The sequence below is a fragment of the Paraburkholderia sp. D15 genome, from assembly GCF_029910215.1.
Taxonomy (GTDB): domain Bacteria; phylum Pseudomonadota; class Gammaproteobacteria; order Burkholderiales; family Burkholderiaceae; genus Paraburkholderia.
In genome coordinates this window covers 824,595-841,372 of the sequence record NZ_CP110395.1, presented here as the reverse complement: position 1 = coordinate 841,372, position 16,778 = coordinate 824,595, and the positions used below count along the sequence as shown (strand labels likewise).

At 64.9% G+C, this 16,778-nt stretch carries 15 protein-coding genes; 4 read left to right on the top strand and 11 right to left on the bottom strand.

Features of this window, described 5'->3' with window-relative positions; all coding sequences use genetic code 11:
* Nucleotides 1-23 precede the first annotated feature (23 nt).
* The 7 genes from LFL96_RS03610 to LFL96_RS03580 all read right to left on the bottom strand — a co-directional run bounded on the left by LFL96_RS03610 (nt 24) and on the right by LFL96_RS03580 (nt 6,293).
* Entirely contained in the window at nt 24-1,304 is a 1,281-nt protein-coding gene (locus tag LFL96_RS03610) for a dihydroorotase (protein ID WP_280998128.1), read from the bottom strand.
* Nucleotides 1,305-1,424: 120 nt separating this feature from the next.
* Nucleotides 1,425-2,450 carry an aspartate carbamoyltransferase catalytic subunit gene (locus tag LFL96_RS03605; RefSeq protein ID WP_280998126.1) on the bottom strand — a complete coding sequence of 342 codons (1,026 nt, stop codon included), beginning with the start codon at nt 2,448-2,450 and terminating at the stop codon, nt 1,425-1,427.
* 185 nt (nt 2,451-2,635) lie between these two features.
* Nucleotides 2,636-3,202 carry a bifunctional pyr operon transcriptional regulator/uracil phosphoribosyltransferase PyrR gene (gene pyrR, locus LFL96_RS03600; RefSeq protein ID WP_280998124.1) on the bottom strand — a complete coding sequence of 189 codons (567 nt, stop codon included), beginning with the start codon at nt 3,200-3,202 and terminating at the stop codon, nt 2,636-2,638.
* The gene (ruvX, locus tag LFL96_RS03595) at nt 3,189-3,629 is read right to left on the bottom strand and encodes a Holliday junction resolvase RuvX (RefSeq protein WP_280998122.1); all 441 of its coding nucleotides are present in this window, start codon (nt 3,627-3,629) and stop codon (nt 3,189-3,191) included. Before ruvX ends, pyrR begins: the two co-directional genes overlap by 14 nt.
* A complete protein-coding gene (locus LFL96_RS03590; protein WP_280998120.1) occupies nt 3,626-4,204 on the bottom strand; it encodes a YqgE/AlgH family protein in 579 nt (192 codons plus the stop codon). The genes ruvX and LFL96_RS03590 overlap by 4 nt, the downstream gene beginning before the upstream one ends.
* A 173-nt stretch (nt 4,205-4,377) precedes the next feature.
* The gene (locus tag LFL96_RS03585; RefSeq protein ID WP_280998118.1) at nt 4,378-5,799 is read right to left on the bottom strand and encodes a hypothetical protein; all 1,422 of its coding nucleotides are present in this window, start codon (nt 5,797-5,799) and stop codon (nt 4,378-4,380) included.
* 323 nt (nt 5,800-6,122) lie between these two features.
* Nucleotides 6,123-6,293 (bottom strand): rubredoxin, encoded by a 171-nt coding sequence (locus LFL96_RS03580; protein ID WP_013338354.1) that lies wholly within the window; start codon nt 6,291-6,293, stop codon nt 6,123-6,125.
* 291 nt (nt 6,294-6,584) lie between these two features.
* On the opposite strand from LFL96_RS03580, the gene LFL96_RS03575 reads away from it, so the two are divergent.
* A complete protein-coding gene (locus tag LFL96_RS03575; protein ID WP_280998111.1) occupies nt 6,585-7,445 on the top strand; it encodes a hydroxymethylpyrimidine/phosphomethylpyrimidine kinase in 861 nt (286 codons plus the stop codon).
* A 224-nt stretch (nt 7,446-7,669) separates the two neighbouring features.
* Here the strand turns inward: LFL96_RS03575 and groL are convergent, their stop codons facing one another.
* Nucleotides 7,670-9,310: a chaperonin GroEL gene (groL, locus tag LFL96_RS03570; protein WP_280998109.1), complete on the bottom strand. Its 1,641-nt coding sequence runs from the start codon at nt 9,308-9,310 to the stop codon at nt 7,670-7,672.
* Nucleotides 9,311-9,363: 53 nt separating this feature from the next.
* Nucleotides 9,364-9,654, bottom strand: a complete 291-nt coding sequence (groES, locus tag LFL96_RS03565) for a co-chaperone GroES (protein ID WP_007178996.1) — start codon at nt 9,652-9,654, stop codon at nt 9,364-9,366.
* Between the two features lie 535 nt (nt 9,655-10,189).
* On the opposite strand from groES, the gene LFL96_RS03560 reads away from it, so the two are divergent.
* Complete coding sequence (locus LFL96_RS03560) at nt 10,190-11,068, top strand: hypothetical protein (RefSeq protein WP_280998077.1); 879 nt, start codon at nt 10,190-10,192, stop codon at nt 11,066-11,068.
* Between the two features lie 236 nt (nt 11,069-11,304).
* On the opposite strand, the gene msrA is transcribed toward LFL96_RS03560, so the two are convergent.
* Together msrA and LFL96_RS03550 are read right to left on the bottom strand one after the other, a co-directional pair.
* Entirely contained in the window at nt 11,305-12,066 is a 762-nt protein-coding gene (msrA, locus tag LFL96_RS03555; protein ID WP_280998075.1) for a peptide-methionine (S)-S-oxide reductase MsrA, read from the bottom strand.
* 152 nt (nt 12,067-12,218) lie between these two features.
* Entirely contained in the window at nt 12,219-14,180 is a 1,962-nt protein-coding gene (locus tag LFL96_RS03550) for a cytochrome c biogenesis protein DipZ (protein ID WP_280998073.1), read from the bottom strand.
* Nucleotides 14,181-14,453: 273 nt separating this feature from the next.
* Between LFL96_RS03550 and LFL96_RS03545 the strand changes: the two genes are divergently transcribed.
* Entirely contained in the window at nt 14,454-15,218 is a 765-nt protein-coding gene (locus LFL96_RS03545) for a response regulator transcription factor (RefSeq protein ID WP_280998071.1), read from the top strand.
* Nucleotides 15,215-16,708: a HAMP domain-containing sensor histidine kinase gene (locus tag LFL96_RS03540; protein WP_280998069.1), complete on the top strand. Its 1,494-nt coding sequence runs from the start codon at nt 15,215-15,217 to the stop codon at nt 16,706-16,708. Before LFL96_RS03545 ends, LFL96_RS03540 begins: the two co-directional genes overlap by 4 nt.
* Nucleotides 16,709-16,778: the final 70 nt, after the last annotated feature.

The window sequence follows — 16,778 nt, the reverse complement described above, 5'->3', positions numbered from 1 at the left end:
GTATCGGGACGATGCCGCGGATATTAGCGCTGTTCGAATGCGACGTGACCGGCGACGATCGTCGCCCGCACGCGCGCCGGCAGTTCATAGCCGAGGAACGGCGTGTTGTGCCCCTGGCTCTTCAACGCGCGCGGCTCGACGCGCCAGTGCGCATGACGGTCGAACACGCACAGGTCGGCCACGCTGCCCACGCTGACGCGCCCTGCCGCCGTCAGCGCCAGCACGTCGGCCGGCGCGGCGGTGATGCGGTTCAGCGCCTTGGCGAGCGGCACACCGGCTTCGTCGGCCCATTTCACCGTCAGCGACAGGAACAGCTCCAGGCCCGTCGCGCCCGGCGTGGCCTCGGCGAACGGCAGGAGCTTTTCGTCGTCGTCGACGGGCGTGTGGTCGGAGCAGATCGCGTCGATGGTGCCGTCCAGCAGACCCGCGCGGATCGCTTCGCGGTCGCGCTGCTGACGCAGCGGCGGATCGAGGCGGAACTGCGCGTCGAAATAGCCGATGTCGAGATCGATCAGATGCACGTGGTTGACGGTGACGTCGCACGAAACCGGCAGGCCCTCGGCCTTGGCCGCGCGCATCAGCGCAATGCCCGCCGCCGACGACACATGTGACAGATGCACCCGCGCGCCGGTGACCCGCACGAGTTCGAAAATCGTATGCAGCGCGATGGTCTCCGCCGACACCGGCACGCCCGACAACCCGAGCCGCGACGCCAGCGCGCCGCTCGCGGCCACGCCGCCCTTGCCGAGGTACGCATCCACCGGACGCAGCCACACGGTATAGCCGTAGGTCTTCGCGTATTGCAGCGCGCGCATCAGCACCTGGGTGTCGACCACCGGTACATCCGCCTGCGAGAAACCGATGCAGCCCGCCTCCGTCAACTCGACCATCTCGGTGATGACCTGGCCTTTGAGGCCAACCGTCAACGCACCGAGCGGATAAACGTGCGCCCGGTTCAGATTGCGCGCGCGGAACTTGAGCATCTCGACGAGGCCCGGTTCGTCGAGCGTCGGATCGGTGTCCGGCGGACAGACGAGACTCGTCACGCCGCCTGCCAGCGCAGCGGCCATTTCGGATTCGAGCGTCGCCTTGTGTTCGTAGCCGGGCTCGCGCAGACGCGCGGACAGGTCGACCAGACCCGGCGCGATATGCAGCCCGTGCGCGTCGAGCGTGGTGTCCGCCTGGAAGCCGGCCGGCGCCTGGCCGAGCGCGACGATCTCGCCCGCCGCGATAAAAACGTCCTGTTGCTGTTCGGTGCCCGCTGCCGGATCGATCAGCGTGCCGCCTTGAATGTGAATCTTCATGCGCTGCCTTAATGGTTAAGCTTGGGGTCGGGTTCCGGCGTCAGGTCTTACGCTGCGGTGCGACCGTTCATTCGGGTACTGCCTTCGCGCATGGCCGCGGCGCGCCGGAAAACGCACCCGTCAATCGTTATTTCCCGCGACGATGCCCATCACCGCCATGCGCACCGCGATCCCGAAGGTCACCTGATTCAGGATCACCGACTGCGGACCGTCGGCCACCTGCGAGTCGATTTCGACGCCGCGGTTCATCGGTCCCGGATGCATCACGATCGCGTCCGGCGCGGCCAGCGCGAGGCGCTCGGGCGTCAGGCCCCAGCTCTTGAAGTACTCCTGCGCCGACGGCAGCAACGCGCCGCTCATCCGCTCGTTCTGCAGACGCAGCATGATGATCACGTCGACGTCCTTGAGCCCTTCGTCGAGGTTGTGGAACACCCGCACGCCCATCTGTTCGAGACCACCCGGCAGCAGCGTGCGCGGACCGATCGCGCGCACTTCCGGCACGCCGAGCGTGGTCAGCGCATGAATGTCCGAACGTGCGACCCGCGAGTGCAGGATGTCGCCGACGATCGCCACGCGCAGCTTCGTGAAGTCCTTCTTGTAGTGGCGGATCGTGTACATGTCGAGCAGACCCTGAGTCGGGTGTGCGTGACGGCCGTCGCCGGCATTGATCACGTGCACGTGCGGCGCACAGTGCTGGGCGATCAGATACGGCGCGCCGCTCGATGCATGACGCACGACGAACATGTCGGCATGCATCGCCGACAGGTTGTTGATCGTGTCGAGCAGCGACTCGCCCTTACTCGTGGAGGACGCGTTGATGTTCAGATTCAGCACGTCCGCCGACAGCCGCGTGGCGGCGATCTCGAAGGTGGTGCGGGTGCGCGTCGAGTTCTCGAAGAACAGGTTGAATACCGACTTGCCGCGCAGCAACGGCACCTTCTTCACTTCGCGATCGGTGACGCTGACGAACTGATCGGCGGTATCGAGAATGTGATTGACGATCGCCTTCGGCAAACCTTCGATCGACAACAGATGTTTGAGCTCGCCGTTTTTCGTGAGCTGCGGGTTGCCCTTCAGGAAGCCGTAGCGGAAGCGCTCGGTGGCGCTGTCGGCGGAATCCTTCGAAGCCTGGGTGGCGGTGTTCATGGTGTACCTGCTTCAAATACGGGCGTCGACCTGATCGGGATCGACGCCGACTGCGTGTGACGATGCCGTGCCGCGTGCTTGCTGCCGTGCCGGGCGGCCGGCTCGAAAAATCCGTGTTGCGTTTGCGTGGGAAAAAACGAATTGCGCTGCGCGTTGGCGACTTCGCCTGGCGTCGCGCTTCAGCTTCAATCGACGCGTGCTTCGGTATGGAAGGTGAAACGCGCGTCGCCCGCGTCGCCCGCGTTACTGCCTTCCTCGCGGGCCAGCACGAGCGTCGCATCGGCAGGCACCTCCACCACGCCGCCGACGAAACGCGCCGCCACCGGCAGTTCGCGCCCGCCGCGATCGGCCAGCACCGCGAGTTCGACCGACGCCGGCCGGCCGTAGTCGTACAGCTCGTTGAGCGCCGCGCGGATCGTGCGCCCGGTGTACAGCACGTCGTCGACCAGCACGATGCGGCGGCCATCGACCGCGAACGGCAGCGAGGTCGGGCTTGCCTGCGAGTGCAGCCCTTTCTTCGCGTAGTCGTCGCGGTGCAGCGCCACGTTCACCACGCCGAAGCTCGGCAGGTTCAAGTCGCGCGCCAGCCGCGCGGCGAGCCAGGCGCCGCCGCTATGAATGCCGGCCAGCACCGCGCCTTCGGCATCTTCGGCGCCCGTGCCGCGCTCGCGCGCGCCGAGCTGGTCGCCGTAAGCCGCGCGGATCTGGTCGAGCAACGCGCGGTAAAGCGCTTCGGCGTCAATGGAACTCATGTTCGTCGGACAGTCCGTCAAGATATTGCTGGAGGATGATGCTGGCGGCTTGCGCGTCGAGCATGTCGGCGCGGCCATTGCCGGCGCGAATCTCCGCCTTCGCCTCGACCGACGAATAGCGTTCGTCGATCCACGTGACGGGCAGATTGAACCGGCCGTTGAGCTGATTGCCAAAGCGTTTCGCCAGTTGGGTCATTTCGTGCGGCGCGCCGTCCGGATGCATCGGCAGGCCGACGATCAACGCGGCCGGCGTCCACTCGGCGATCAATTTGCCGATCGCTTCGAAGCGGTATTCGCGGCTGCGGTTCTGCACGATCACGAGCGGACGTGCGCTGCGCGTCAGCGAATTGCCGACCGCCACGCCGATGCGTTTTTCACCGTAGTCGAACGCGAGCAGCGTCGCCTCACGCCCGGCGACCACGCTCATGCGTGACCTGCTTCGCCCGACAGCATCGACAGGTTGATGCCGAGCAGCGCGAGGGCCGCTTCGAGACGCTCTTCGGCGGGTACGTCGAAGACGATTTTCGGATCGGCCTCGACCGTCAGCCAGCCGTTCTTCGAGATCTCTTCCTCGAGTTGGCCCGCGGCCCAGCCGGCGTGGCCGAGCGTGAGCAGGAAGCGTTCCGGCCCGGTGCCGCCCGCGACCGCCTCGAGCACGTCTTTCGACGTGGTCATTTCAAGGCCGCCCGGCACGGACATGGACGACGTGTACGCATTGCCGTCTTTCGGATCGTGCAGCACGAAGCCGCGCTCGGTTTGCACCGGGCCGCCGAAATACACGGGCACATGGAGAAGGGGTTCGATCTCGAGCTTGAGGTCGATGCGATTGAAGAGCGCTTGCAGGTCGATATCGGTCGGCCGGTTGATCACGAGGCCGAGCGCGCCGCGCTCACTGTGATCGCAAAGGTAGACCACCGTTCCCGAAAACGTCGGATCGGCCATGTTCGGCATGGCGATCAGGAACTGGTTGGTCAGATTGATGCGATCGGTACTCTTGGACATAGTTCGGATTTTAGCAAAGACGATGCGGGATGGCGGGCTTTGAGCGTGGAACCGCAGGCTGTGCCGTGAAGCGTGCCGCGCGCCATCGACGGCGAATCAGGTTGCACTCTATCACGCACGCGTGCGTTGGTTAGGACGCGCGGTGCGTGGTGCCGCCGCGTTTCAGGCGTGTGTCACGCGCCGCCTTCCTCGATCGCGCGCGTCAGCGCGGCAAGCCCCGCCAACGCGGCGCCGCCGCCGGCCGGCGCGACGCCCGCGGCCACCTTGTGCAGCGTCGCACGCAACGCTTCGGCGCTTTGTTCGAGCGTACTCGCCGCCGGTGCGCCGACGATCACATGCGCGCGGACCGCGGGCGTGGCCACCGCCGCATGCGCACGACGCCGCCACGCGAGACCCAGCGCATCGGCCAGCAACGCGACATGGCCAAGACCCAGCGCGCATGCGGCGGCGCCAAGCCGGTACGCGGCGTCACCTGCCTGCAGCGCTTCGCTCGGGTCGGCCTTCTCAGGCTGATCGGCTGCGCGCGCATGGTCGGTCAACGCGGAGATCGACGCATCCGCGGTCTGCAGGAAATCCTCGTACGCGTGCGCGTTGACGGCCAGCACGCCCAGCTCGCGCGTCTGCAGGCCGAGCGTCGCGCTGAGCGACTGCGCCTGCACCGCGCCCGCTTCCCACAGCATTTCGGACGCCTGGGTGCCGGCTACGTGCCAGTCGACGGTCAGGCCGTAGTCGTGCAGCACTTCGACCTGGTCGGCATCTTCGGCGGCGGCGCCGAACAAGGCGTAGTCGCGCCACAGCAGCGCCAGCGTCGCGCGCACCAGCGAACGCGGCGCGCGCTGGATGCCGCGCGCATGATCGGCCAGCGCGAGATTGCAACGGGCGTAGAAGCGCCGTGCATCGGTTTCGCCCGTCGCGCGGCCGCTGACTCGCAACGCCTTCGCGCAGGCCTTGGCGAGGCGCCAGAAATCGTAGGGATCGGGATCGGCGAGTTCGGCGAGCACCGCGTCGAGTTCATCGAGCGCGGCGTTGGTCGCCGCACGCACGGCCGCGCTGCCGCTGTCGGGCTGCGCGCGCAACACCGGCAGCAACGCGCGCTCGTAGCGCGCCCGCAGATGCGCGAGACGGTCGCCCGATTGCGCATGCATCGACACCGGCGGCACCGGACGCCCCGTCAACGCGAGATCCTCGAACGCGACGCCCGTCCCCGGCGCGTGCTCGGACAGGTGCCCGCAGACCGCGCGATAGTGATGGAACAAGGTCGGCGAGCAGGACAGCTCGCGCAGATTGTGTCGTTCGAGCGCCGCGCGGAAATCGCGGAGCGCCGCGCCGAAAACCGGGCGCGCATTGTCGGGGACGGCCGGATCGCCTTCGGCCAGCGGCGAGAGCCGCACCAGCGCATCCGCGAAGCGCTGCGCGCTGAGCCAGCCGGCCGTGCGCAACGCGTGCGACGCGCGCAGCAGCGCCGACGCGCTCTCGGTGTGTTGTTCGAAGGCCAGCAGCGCTTCGGCCAGCGCGAGTTCGGCGGGGCGGACCGCGCCGCCGCGTGGGTTCGGCAAGGCGTCGAAGGAAACGGGTGCAGCGGATCGAGAAGTCATGAGCGGGCGACAGAATGCTGACGGGCCGCCGTTACGCGTTGCACGCTAACTGCTCGGCTAATGCGCGAACCGGTGGCAGGACAATGACGGACTACCGCCGCGACACCACGCAATCGGCGTTCCGCGCCGACAGGCTGGAGTAAAGCGCTGAACGATCGCATGACATGCATTCGATCCGACGAACGCAACGGGCGCGATGCTCGACCGAAACCTGTCGCCGCCGTAGCGTGCCAGTGCGCGGCTCGGGCTTGAGCCCGAGCCGGCGCGTCAAGTCAGGTCTTAACCGCCAATGCGCCCGAGCGCCGGTGACGACAGCGCCGGCTTCAGATCTGGACCATCTCGAAGTCTTCCTTGCGCGCGCCGCATTCCGGGCAAGTCCAGTTAATGGGAACGTCCGCCCAGCGGGTGCCCGGCGCGATGCCTTCGTCCGGCAAACCGGCTTCTTCGTCGTAAATCCAGCCGCAAATCAGGCACATCCAGCTTTGATATTCCATTCTTGTGTCGCGTCGTAGAGTCCGTGGAAACGGGAGCCATGATGGTACCGTGTTGCCGCCCCAATGCCTAGCAATCAGAAACGCGTCGGCGTAGCGCGCGGCGGCCTTTGCTTATGCGCTTTGCGTCGGCTCAAACAACGTTCATGCAAGCTCGCGGCGCAACGCGCGGGCACTCGCCGCCGCCCGTGGATTCACGGATGCGAAAAAACGCCCTCGTGACGGTTTAGGCCGCATAATTGAGCCGATCGCGCGCCTACCGCGCCCAAATTTAGCTCCTTTTTGCCAATTTTCATGCCCAGCGATACGCCTCCGATCGTCCTCACCTTCGGCCTCTCCGATCCCACCGGCGGCTCCGGCCTGCAAGCTGACCTGATGACCCTTGCCAGCATGGGCTGCCATGGCGTGTCCGTGCTCACCGGCTACACGGTGCGCGACTCGGCGAGCTGCGACGAAGTCACCGGACTCGACCCCGAAGTGGTCGCGACACAAGCGCGGATGCTGCTCGAAGACATGCCGATCGCCGCCTTCAAGGTCGGCGCCTGCACGCGTGCGGAAGTGGTGAGCGCCATCGCCGAAGTCGTCGCCGATTACGACGACGTGCCGCTGATCCTCGCGCCTGATTTCACGCTCGACGACGAACACGTGCTCGCCGCCGACGAACTGCGCGAAGCGATCGCCGACCTGCTCGCACCGCAGACCACGCTGCTGGTTGCGGACGCCACCACCCTGCTCGCACTCGCCCAGCCCGACGGCGACGCGGAAGCCCCGACACTCGACGCCGCGATCTCGCATTTGCTGTCGCAAGGCTGCGAATACATTCTGTCGACGGAAACCGGGACGCATCGGCTGGTGAACACGCTGTTCAGTGAAGACGGCCAGTTGCGTCAGGACATGTGGGACCGCGGCAGCCATCGGATCACGGGGTTGACGGACACGCTGGGCTCCGCGATTGCCGCGCTGCTGGCCAATGGCCAGGACCCGGCCGAGGCGGTACGTGAAGCGCAGGAATATCTGTATCAGGCGATGCGCAATGCGTTCCGCCCAGGCATGGGCGCTTATATGCCGGATCGCTTTTTCTGGGCGCGCAGCAACGAAGAGGACACGCCGCCGACTAGCGGCAAAGGCGCGACGCCGGGCGAAGCACGACACTGATGCCGGGTTGTCAGGGCGGCTAGATCACATGCCGCCCGCGCGGGCGGCACTTCGTTGTGTCTTGACCAAGGCTTGCTTCCGCCCGAGTCTTTCCCGCATCCATTCCGCCCGCTCCAAAAGCAAAAAACCCGCATCGCTGCGGGTTTTTTGCTTTTGGAAAGCACGTCTCGCGACGCACTTTCCCATGTGTTTCCAGTCGAGCCTCTGGCGAGGCCCGAGCGAAATTACATGTCCATGCCCATGCCGCCCATGCCGCCGGGCATGCCGCCAGGCATCGGTGCATCTTCCTTCGGCAGTTCGCAAACAGCTGCGTCGGTCGTCAGCAGGAGACCTGCCACCGATGCTGCGTTTTGCAGTGCCGTACGCGTGACCTTCGTCGGGTCCACGACACCTGCGTCGACCAGGTCGACGTACTCGCCGGTCGCTGCGTTGTAGCCGTAGTTGCCCTGGCCGGCAGCAACTGCCGCGACCACGACGCTGGCTTCTTCGCCGCCGTTCGTGACGATCTGACGCAGCGGCTCTTCCATCGCGCGCAGAACGATCTTGATACCTGCGTCCTGATCGGCGTTAGCGCCCTTCAGGCCGGCGATCGCCGTACGTGCACGGATCAGCGCGACGCCGCCGCCAGCCACGATGCCTTCTTCCACCGCTGCGCGCGTTGCGTGCAGTGCGTCTTCGACACGTGCCTTCTTTTCCTTCATTTCGACTTCGGTCGCAGCGCCGACCTTGATCACCGCAACACCGCCTGCCAGCTTGGCAACGCGCTCTTGCAGCTTTTCACGGTCGTAGTCCGACGTTGCTTCTTCGATTTGCTTGCGAACCTGCTTCACGCGCGCTTCGATGTTCGCAGCTTCGCCTGCGCCGTCGATGATCGTGGTGTTTTCCTTGCCCACTTCGATGCGCTTCGCCTGGCCCAGTTCAGCCAGCGTTGCCTTTTCGAGCGTCAGGCCGGTTTCTTCAGCGATGACTTGACCGCCGGTCAGGATCGCGATGTCTTCCAGCATGGCCTTACGGCGATCGCCGAAGCCCGGCGCCTTGACGGCAACGGTCTTCAGAATGCCGCGGATGTTGTTCACCACCAGCGTTGCCAGTGCTTCGCCTTCGACGTCTTCCGCGATGATCAGCAGCGGACGGCCAGCCTTAGCGACCTGTTCCAGGACCGGCAGCAGGTCACGGATGTTCGAGACCTTCTTGTCGTGCAGCAGCACGAACGGGTTGTCCAGAACGGCGACTTGCTTGTCCGGGTTGTTGATGAAGTACGGCGACAGGTAGCCGCGGTCGAATTGCATACCTTCGACAACGTCCAGCTCGTCTTGCAGCGACTTGCCGTCTTCGACGGTGATGACGCCTTCCTTGCCGACCTTGTCCATCGCTTCAGCGATACGATCGCCGATCGACGAGTCGCTGTTTGCCGAGATCGAGCCGACCTGCGCGATTTCCTTGTTGGTCGTGCACGGCTTGCTGATCTTGCGCAGTTCGTCGATTGCAGCGGCGACAGCCTTGTCGATACCGCGCTTCAGGTCCATCGGGTTCATGCCCGATGCGACGTACTTCATGCCTTCGCGGACGATCGACTGAGCCAGAACCGTTGCGGTCGTGGTGCCGTCACCTGCGTTGTCGCTGGTCTTGGAAGCAACTTCCTTGACCATTTGCGCGCCCATGTTCTGGAGCTTGTCCTTCAGTTCGATCTCTTTCGCGACCGAGACACCATCCTTGGTGACCGTCGGGCCGCCGAAGCTGCGTTCCAGGACAACGTTGCGGCCCTTCGGACCCAGCGTGACCTTCACAGCGTTCGCGAGAATGTTCACGCCTTCGACCATCTTGGCACGGGCGGAATCACCGAATACGACGTCTTTAGCTGCCATCTTCTAACTCCTTGAATTCTTTGGGATATGACCGGGAAGTAGCGTCTATGCGCTTACTTCTGCACCACGGCCATGATGTCTTCTTCGCGCATCACGAGCAGTTCGTTGCCGTCGACCTTGACGGTCTGGCCTGCGTACTTGCCGAACAGGACGCGGTCACCGACCTTCACGTCGAGCGCGATTTGAGCGCCCTTGTCGTCACGCTTGCCCGGGCCGACTGCGAGGATTTCGCCTTGATCCGGCTTTTCCGCTGCGGCTTCGGGGATCACGATGCCCGACGCGGTCTTGGTTTCTTGATCCAGACGTTTGACGATCACGCGATCATGCAAAGGACGAAGGTTCATACATACTCCTCTCTGATTGAGACTGAAGAACGCTGAGAAAACCCGGCTGGCAGAGCCAACCGGCGATGTTGTTAGCACTCTCGTGCAGCGAGTGCTAATTATATGGACGGGTGGTGACAAATTCAAGAAGGGGATGGCGGACAGGGCTAGCGGCGCTCATTCTCGACGCCTTGGCCCTCAAATCGGCCGCTCGCGACGCGTGAGCCGTCCGGTTCCATTGCGCAATTCTCTTTGTAAAACATACAGCTACGCTGTCGTCCCACGTTTTCATGCAATGGAATGCCGGGCGCTCCGGAAGATCGCGTCAGAGGATCAGGAGAGCCGGTTTGATGCGCGACGATTCGTCCGATAGGGAAAAATCCCTATCCGCTTAGCAATCGACCACGCGCCACTCCCGGTCAGCTTTCTCGAAAATTGTCTGTCCATTGCATTCAGGGCAAGATGCCGTGCCCCGCTCTTCACTGTTGCGGCCCTGGATACCATATTGCGCTGCCCTTAAACTATGGACATGAGCAACCATGAGCGTTTTCACGTCGTGTACGACGGCCCGGCTCTTAAAGAGCATCGGATGGATGTGCGCGACCTCGCCCCGGCGCTTGTCGCGTTCGCCGACCTGTTCACGGCCGCGAACAAGGAGATAAACGGCGAGGCGGCGGAAGTTCGGGTGCAGGTGAATGCCAGCTTCAAGGCCGGCTCATTCGGGATCGACCTGATCGCTTCGCAGCACCTGCTTTCGCAGATCAAGGATATCTTTTCCGGAAACGGAGCAACGGCGATCGCGAACGGCTGGACCATCATGCAGATCGTCGGCATTACCGGTGGCGGATTGGCCGGCGGGTTGATCGGCCTGTTGCGCATGCTCAAAGGACGGCCGCCCATCAAGATCGAACAGAAAGGCGATGTGGCAAAGGTCTGGATGTCTCAAACCGAAGCGATCGAGGTCGAGCGCGACGTGATCCGCCTGTATCGGAACGTCGTCGTTCGATCCAGTCTCGAAAAGGTGGTCTCTCCGCTGGAACGCGACGGCATCACTGAATTCGGCGTGGTGGTCAGTGATACCGTGGTACTCGACGTTCGCGACGACGAGATCGCCTCGTTTAGTGCGTCGACCTCCGATGCGGGAGCCGAAGTCGTCTCCGACACGACATCGAAAAGACTGCTGACCATCGAATCGCTGACCTTCAAGGACGGCAACAAATGGCGCGTGCATGACGGCATCGCCAGCTTTCATGCACCGATCGAAGACAAGGCGTTTCTTGCGAAGATCGATGCGGGCGAGCGCTTCGGTAAAGGCGACGTGCTCGTCGTCGATTTACGCCAGGTGCAGAGCATCGCGGGCGCGAAACTCGTCATCGAATCGACCATCGTCAAGGTTTGGGAACATCGGCAACCCTTGCAGCAGAGCCTGCTTTAAGCGCGCCGGTCAGAGTGAAGTCCTCGACACGGCCGAAGCCATTCCAGGCCTCCGCGCCAGTTCGATAAACCCCTTCAATCAAGCGTCAATGGGAAGAAGTGATTCCCGCGCTAACCAACACGGTGGCGGCCGCGAGAACACCGCCCGCTTCGGTCCGAGAAACCCCGCGCCGGATGCTCCACCGCTTCATGAAGTTGCGCACCGGCCTGGCCGGTGCGCAGTGGCTGCCGTTTCTACTAACCACCCACCTTCAACAACACCGGATCGTTGCGATACAGATCCGGGAACATCTTCTTCAACGCGCTCACCTTCGGCATATCGTTGATCGCGATGTACGGGTAATCCGGATGCAGCGCGAGGAAATTCTGGTGATAGTTTTCCGCCGGATAGAAGCCCTTGAAATCCTCCACACGCGTGACGACCGGCGCCGAATACACGTGTGCCTTGTCCAGCTGCGCGATGTAGGCCTGCGCGACGCTGCGCTGCTGCGCATCCGCGGGGAAAATCGCTGACCGGTACTGCGTGCCGTGATCGGGGCCCTGGTAGTTCAGCTCGGTCGGATCATGCGCGACCGAAAAGAAAATCTGCAGCAAGCGGCCGTAGCTGATCTGCGTCGGGTCGTACGTAATCTGTACGGACTCGGCGTGGCCGGTATCGCCTTCGCTGACGGTTTCGTATTGCGCGGTGCCCGCCGCGCCGCCGCTGTAACCCGACGCCACCTGCTTCACGCCGCGCACGTGTTCGAACACGCCCTGCACGCCCCAGAAGCAGCCGCCCGCGAAGACCGCGGTTTCGCTGTGCGCGGCGCCGGCTTTTTCATCCTGCGCGGGCGGTGGAATTTTGGTGACCGCCTCGGCGGAGTGCGCGACGTGCTGCACGGCGAACACGCCGGCAAGCAATGCGGCGCAGACTGCCAGTCCAGTCAACGGCGAACGCCTGGGCGACGTCGACCGCAACGACGACTTCGACAACGACCGTTCAACGCTTTTCGTATCCATGATGTCTAGCCTTCAAACAAGAAGTGATCGGGTCACACGCAATCAGACACAACTACGCGCAACTAAGCGCAACTACGCGCACCCGCAGACAGCGCATCCGGGAGCACACGGCATCCACCAGCCAGCGCCGCCTGCTCCGCGCGCCGGCCCCGTCAACCGAACGTGAAGGCAAACGCCTGCACGCCCGGGTCGAGAAATTCGATCGCGAATGTGTGATCCGCGACGTCGCCGCTTTGCCGCACCAGCTGATAGAGACGCTGTTCGGTCACCGTGCCGCTGCCGTCGGCGGCGACGTCGGTGCCGTGCGCCGCGCCCGGCGCCGCGCCGTCGACGCTCACGCGAAAGCGCACCGGCTTGCCGTCCGCGCCCGGGCCGAGCACGAGGTGCAGATCGCGCGCATGGAAGCGGTAGACGATCCGTCCCGATGCAGCGGCGAGCGTCGCGTGTTCCGCGCCGACCTTCCATGCGCCGGCCAGCCCCCATTCGTTGACGTCGGGCGACGACGGTGCGGCATACGTGTGCACCTTGTCCTGCGCCTCGCCGCCCGGCGACACGAAATTCTCCGCGCGCTCATAGCCGATGTAGGTCTCCGGCGACTGCATGTCGTTGCCGTCCGCGGCGGCCTGCACGCCCTGCGCGCTACCCTTCGCAATGCCGAGCGCGACCTTCGATGCGCTCGCGTGGCCCGCTTCGGTCAGCAGTTGCTGGATCACCTTCTCCGATTCAGCATAGTCGCCTTCGCCGAAATGGTGATAGCGGATCTGCCCTTTGCCGTCGACGAAATAATGCGCCGGCCAGTACTGGTTGTTCAGCGAGCGCCAGATGGCGTAGTTGTTGTCGATCGCGACCGGATAGTCGACGCCGAGGTCGTGCACCGCCTTCTTCACGTTATCGACATTGCGTTCGAACGCGAACTCCGGCGCATGCACGCCGATCACGACAAGCCCCTGATCCTTGTACTTTTGCGCCCACGCCTTGACGTACGGCAGCGAACGCAGGCAGTTGATGCACGAGTACGTCCAGAAATCGACCAGCACGACCTTGCCGCGCAGATCCTGCTGCGTCAGCGGCGGCGAATTCAGCCATTGCACCGCGCCGTTCAGCGGCGGCAACACGCCTTCCACCGGCAGCGCGGAGGCGACCGACGGCGCGACGACGGCACGCATCATGCCGCCATGGGCGTCGGTGTCGGCGCTGCCATTGGCGTTGGCGTTGGCGTTGCCGTTGGCGTTGCCGTTGCCGTTGCCGTTGCCGTTGCCGTTGCCGTTGCCGTTGCCGTTGCCGTTGCCGTTGCCGTTGCCGTTGCCGTTAGCGCTGAGATTGATATCGCCGCCGGCGCCGGACACCCCCGCGACGTTGGTAGCGCTAGCCGGGCCGCCCGCATTCGTACCCGGCGACAGCTTGTCCACCAGCTTCTGTTCGAGCCCGCCGGTCGCCACCGTCGACACCTTCGCCAGCACGCCGGTATCGACGCCGAACGCGATCGCCACGACGCCGGCCAGCATCGCCGCGCCGATCCCGCGACGAATCCATTCACCGGCGCCCAGCGAGCGCTTCATCGCGGTAAACACCTTGCCGCCGATCAGCAACGCCACCGCCAGCGAAGTCGCCGCGCCGGCCGCATACGCGATCAGCAGCAAGGTCGTGCCGACGCTCGCGCCGCGCAGCGCGGCACCGGTCAGCACCAGGCCGAGAATCGGACCGGCGCAGGGCGCCCACAGCAGGCCGGTGGCGATCCCCAGCAGGAACGACGAACCGGCCCGCACCTGCTGGCCATCGCCTTGCGCGAAATTCGACAGACGGTTGCCCGCGCTGACGAGCGGCCGCATCAGATGATCGGCGAAGCGCGGCAGCAGCAGCGTCAGGCCGAACACGCCGAGCAGCACGATGGCGATCCAGCGTCCGTATTGATTGGCCTGCGTGACCCAGCCGCCGCCCACCGCGGCGAGCGTCGCGACGAGCGCGAAGGTCAGCCCCATGCCCGCGAGCAACGGCAGGCCGCTGCGCACGAACGGTTGGTCGGCGCGGGCGAACACGAACGGCAGCACCGGCAGGATGCACGGGCTGAGGATCGTCAGGGCGCCGCCGAGATAAGCAAGAACGATGAGTAACATGTCGGTTCCGGGCGTGAGTGATGAGTGTCGTAAGTGTCGTGAATGTCAGCGAGCGGAGCTCGGCAGCGGCGCGTCCGGGTCGGGAAAGCTGGACCGGGCGCGCCGGATTCGAGGAGATGGACGCATCGTAGTGCGCGCACGGTGTCGAAGTCCTCACGAAAAGTTAAATTAAATGTGATAACTCGCTGCCCCGAAATTGCGCACAATGACGCCACGGCCGCGGCTCCATCCGCATCCGTCTGACCACCCACCGCCCCCGCCACGGACCCTCGCATGGACCAACCGAAACGCATCCTGATCGTCGAGGACGACGTCGACATCGCCAACGTGCTGAGCCTGCATCTGCGGGACGAGCGTTACGAGGTCGTGCACAGCGCGGACGGCAACGAAGGCCTGCGGTTGCTGGAGCAAGGCAACTGGGACGCGCTGATCCTCGACCTGATGCTGCCGGGCGTCGACGGTCTGGAGATTTGCCGGCGCGCCCGGGCGATGGCGCGCTACACGCCGATCATCATCACCAGCGCCCGTTCGAGCGAAGTGCACCGGATTCTCGGCCTCGAACTCGGCGCCGACGACTATCTCGCCAAGCCCTTCTCGATGCTCGAACTGGTGGCCCGCGTGAAGGCGTTGTTCCGGCGCGTGCAGGCGATGGCGCAGGACTCGCGCATCGACGCCGGCAACCTGCGGATCGCCGGTCTCACGATCGATCCGCTCACGCGCGAGGCCCGCGCCGACGGCAAACCGATCGAGCTGACGCCGCGCGAGTTCGACCTGCTGTATTTCTTCGCCCAGCATCCGGGCAAGGTGTTCTCGCGGATGGACCTGCTCAACGCCGTGTGGGGCTATCAGCACGAAGGCTACGAACACACGGTGAACACCCACATCAACCGGCTGCGCGCGAAGATCGAGGCCGATCCGGCCCAGCCCGAACGCATCGTGACGGTGTGGGGGCGCGGCTACAAGCTCGCGGCGCCGGGCGATGCGCCCGCGTCCGCCTCCACGCCGGCGTCCGTTACGCCGCCAAAGGACACACCGTGAACCTCACGCTCACCCAACGGCTCGCGATCGTCTTCACCGCGTTGCTGCTCGCGTGCTGCGGCGCGTCGGCCTGGTTGCAGATCCGCTCCAGCGATCTGCACGAGAAGGAAGTCGTGCAAAGCCTGTCGAGAAATCTCGCCGACCATATCGCGCACCGCGCGCCGCTGATGGACGCGAACGGCTTGCGGCCCGACGCCGTGCGCCAGCTATTCGGCCAGTTGATGGCGGTGAACCCGAGCGTGGAGGTGTATCTGCTCGACAACGCGGGCAACATCAAGGGCGACGATGCGCCCGCCGGTCACGTGAAGCGCGAACGCGTGGACGTCACGCCGATCCGCCAGTTCATCGCCGGCGATGCGCTGCCGATTCTCGGCGACGATCCACGCAGCGTCGACGGCAGAAAGGTGTTCAGCGCCGCGCCGCTGCAATTGAGCGGCCAGCAGCCGTCGGGCCATATCTATGTGGTGCTGCTGGGCGAGGAACACGACGCCCTGGCCGCGCGCGTGGCGGCCAGTTCGGTACTGCGCAACACCTTGTGGTCGATGGCGCTGGTCGCGCTGCTGGTGCTGCTCGCGGGTCTGACCGCGTTCGGCCTGATCACGCGGCCGCTGCGCCGGCTCACCGAGGCAATGCGCCGCTTCGACGCGGACGGCGAACCCGACACGCAACCGAGCGTGCCGCGTTCGTCACGCCCCGGACGGCGCGACGAAATCACCGTGCTCGAAGCGACTTTCGCGCAGATGGCGGACCGCATCGGCGAACAATGGCGCGCGCTGTCGCGGCAGGACCAGCAGCGTCGCGAACTGATCGCCAATATCTCGCACGACCTGCGCACGCCGCTCACCTCGCTGCATGGCTATCTGGAAACGCTGTCGCTGAAGGCCGACACGCTCGGCGACACGGAACGCAAACGCTATCTGGCGATCGCGCTCGCGCAAAGCGTGAAGGTCGGGCGGCTCGCGCAGTCGCTGTTCGAACTCGCGCGGCTCGAACATGGCAACGTGCAACTCACGCTCGAACAGTTCTCGCTGGTCGATCTGGTGCAGGACGTGTTCCAGAAATTCGAGCTGTCGGCGGAGGCCCGGCATATCCAGTTGCGCGCGGATATCCCGGCGCGCCTGCCGGTGGTCAATGCGGACCTGGGAATGATCGAACGCGTGCTGACGAATCTGCTCGACAACGCGATCCGTCACACGCCGGAGCGCGGCAGCATCGACGTGGTGCTCGCGCACAAGGACGGCAAGGTGGCCGTGACGGTCAGCGACACCGGCCCCGGCATTCCAGCCGAGCAACGCGATGCGCTGTTCGAGCGGCCATTCACCTTCAGTCCGGGCGGTGCGCATCAAGGCGGCGGTCTGGGGCTGCTGATCGTGCGGCGCATGCTGGAACTGCATCACAGCCGCATCCGTTTGCTCGATCAGCCGGCGGCGGGCAGCACGTTTTACTTCGAGTTGCCGACGGTGGCGAGCCAGACGACGCTCGCCGCTTGACCCACGGCCGGCTAGCCTAAACCAGCAGATCCTCGTAGAACGCGACGAACGGCCGCGTCGCCTTTGTGTC

Bases quoted from the DNA above. Each gene is read 5' to 3' on its own strand.
- LFL96_RS03580 (WP_013338354.1), bottom strand. From the start codon at position 6,293: ATGGAATATCAAAGCTGGATGTGCCTGATTTGCGGCTGGATTTACGAC.
- LFL96_RS03585 (WP_280998118.1), bottom strand. From the start codon at position 5,799: ATGACTTCTCGATCCGCTGCACCCGTTTCCTTCGACGCCTTGCCGAAC.
- LFL96_RS03605 (WP_280998126.1), bottom strand. From the start codon at position 2,450: ATGAACACCGCCACCCAGGCTTCGAAGGATTCCGCCGACAGCGCCACC.
- LFL96_RS03610 (WP_280998128.1), bottom strand. From the start codon at position 1,304: ATGAAGATTCACATTCAAGGCGGCACGCTGATCGATCCGGCAGCGGGC.
- ruvX (WP_280998122.1), bottom strand. From the start codon at position 3,629: ATGAGCGTGGTCGCCGGGCGTGAGGCGACGCTGCTCGCGTTCGACTAC.
- groL (WP_280998109.1), bottom strand. From the start codon at position 9,310: ATGGCAGCTAAAGACGTCGTATTCGGTGATTCCGCCCGTGCCAAGATG.
- pyrR (WP_280998124.1), bottom strand. From the start codon at position 3,202: ATGAGTTCCATTGACGCCGAAGCGCTTTACCGCGCGTTGCTCGACCAG.
- msrA (WP_280998075.1), bottom strand. From the start codon at position 12,066: ATGGATACGAAAAGCGTTGAACGGTCGTTGTCGAAGTCGTCGTTGCGG.
- LFL96_RS03545 (WP_280998071.1), top strand. From the start codon at position 14,454: ATGGACCAACCGAAACGCATCCTGATCGTCGAGGACGACGTCGACATC.
- LFL96_RS03575 (WP_280998111.1), top strand. From the start codon at position 6,585: ATGCCCAGCGATACGCCTCCGATCGTCCTCACCTTCGGCCTCTCCGAT.
- groES (WP_007178996.1), bottom strand. From the start codon at position 9,654: ATGAACCTTCGTCCTTTGCATGATCGCGTGATCGTCAAACGTCTGGAT.
- LFL96_RS03590 (WP_280998120.1), bottom strand. From the start codon at position 4,204: ATGTCCAAGAGTACCGATCGCATCAATCTGACCAACCAGTTCCTGATC.
- LFL96_RS03550 (WP_280998073.1), bottom strand. From the start codon at position 14,180: ATGTTACTCATCGTTCTTGCTTATCTCGGCGGCGCCCTGACGATCCTC.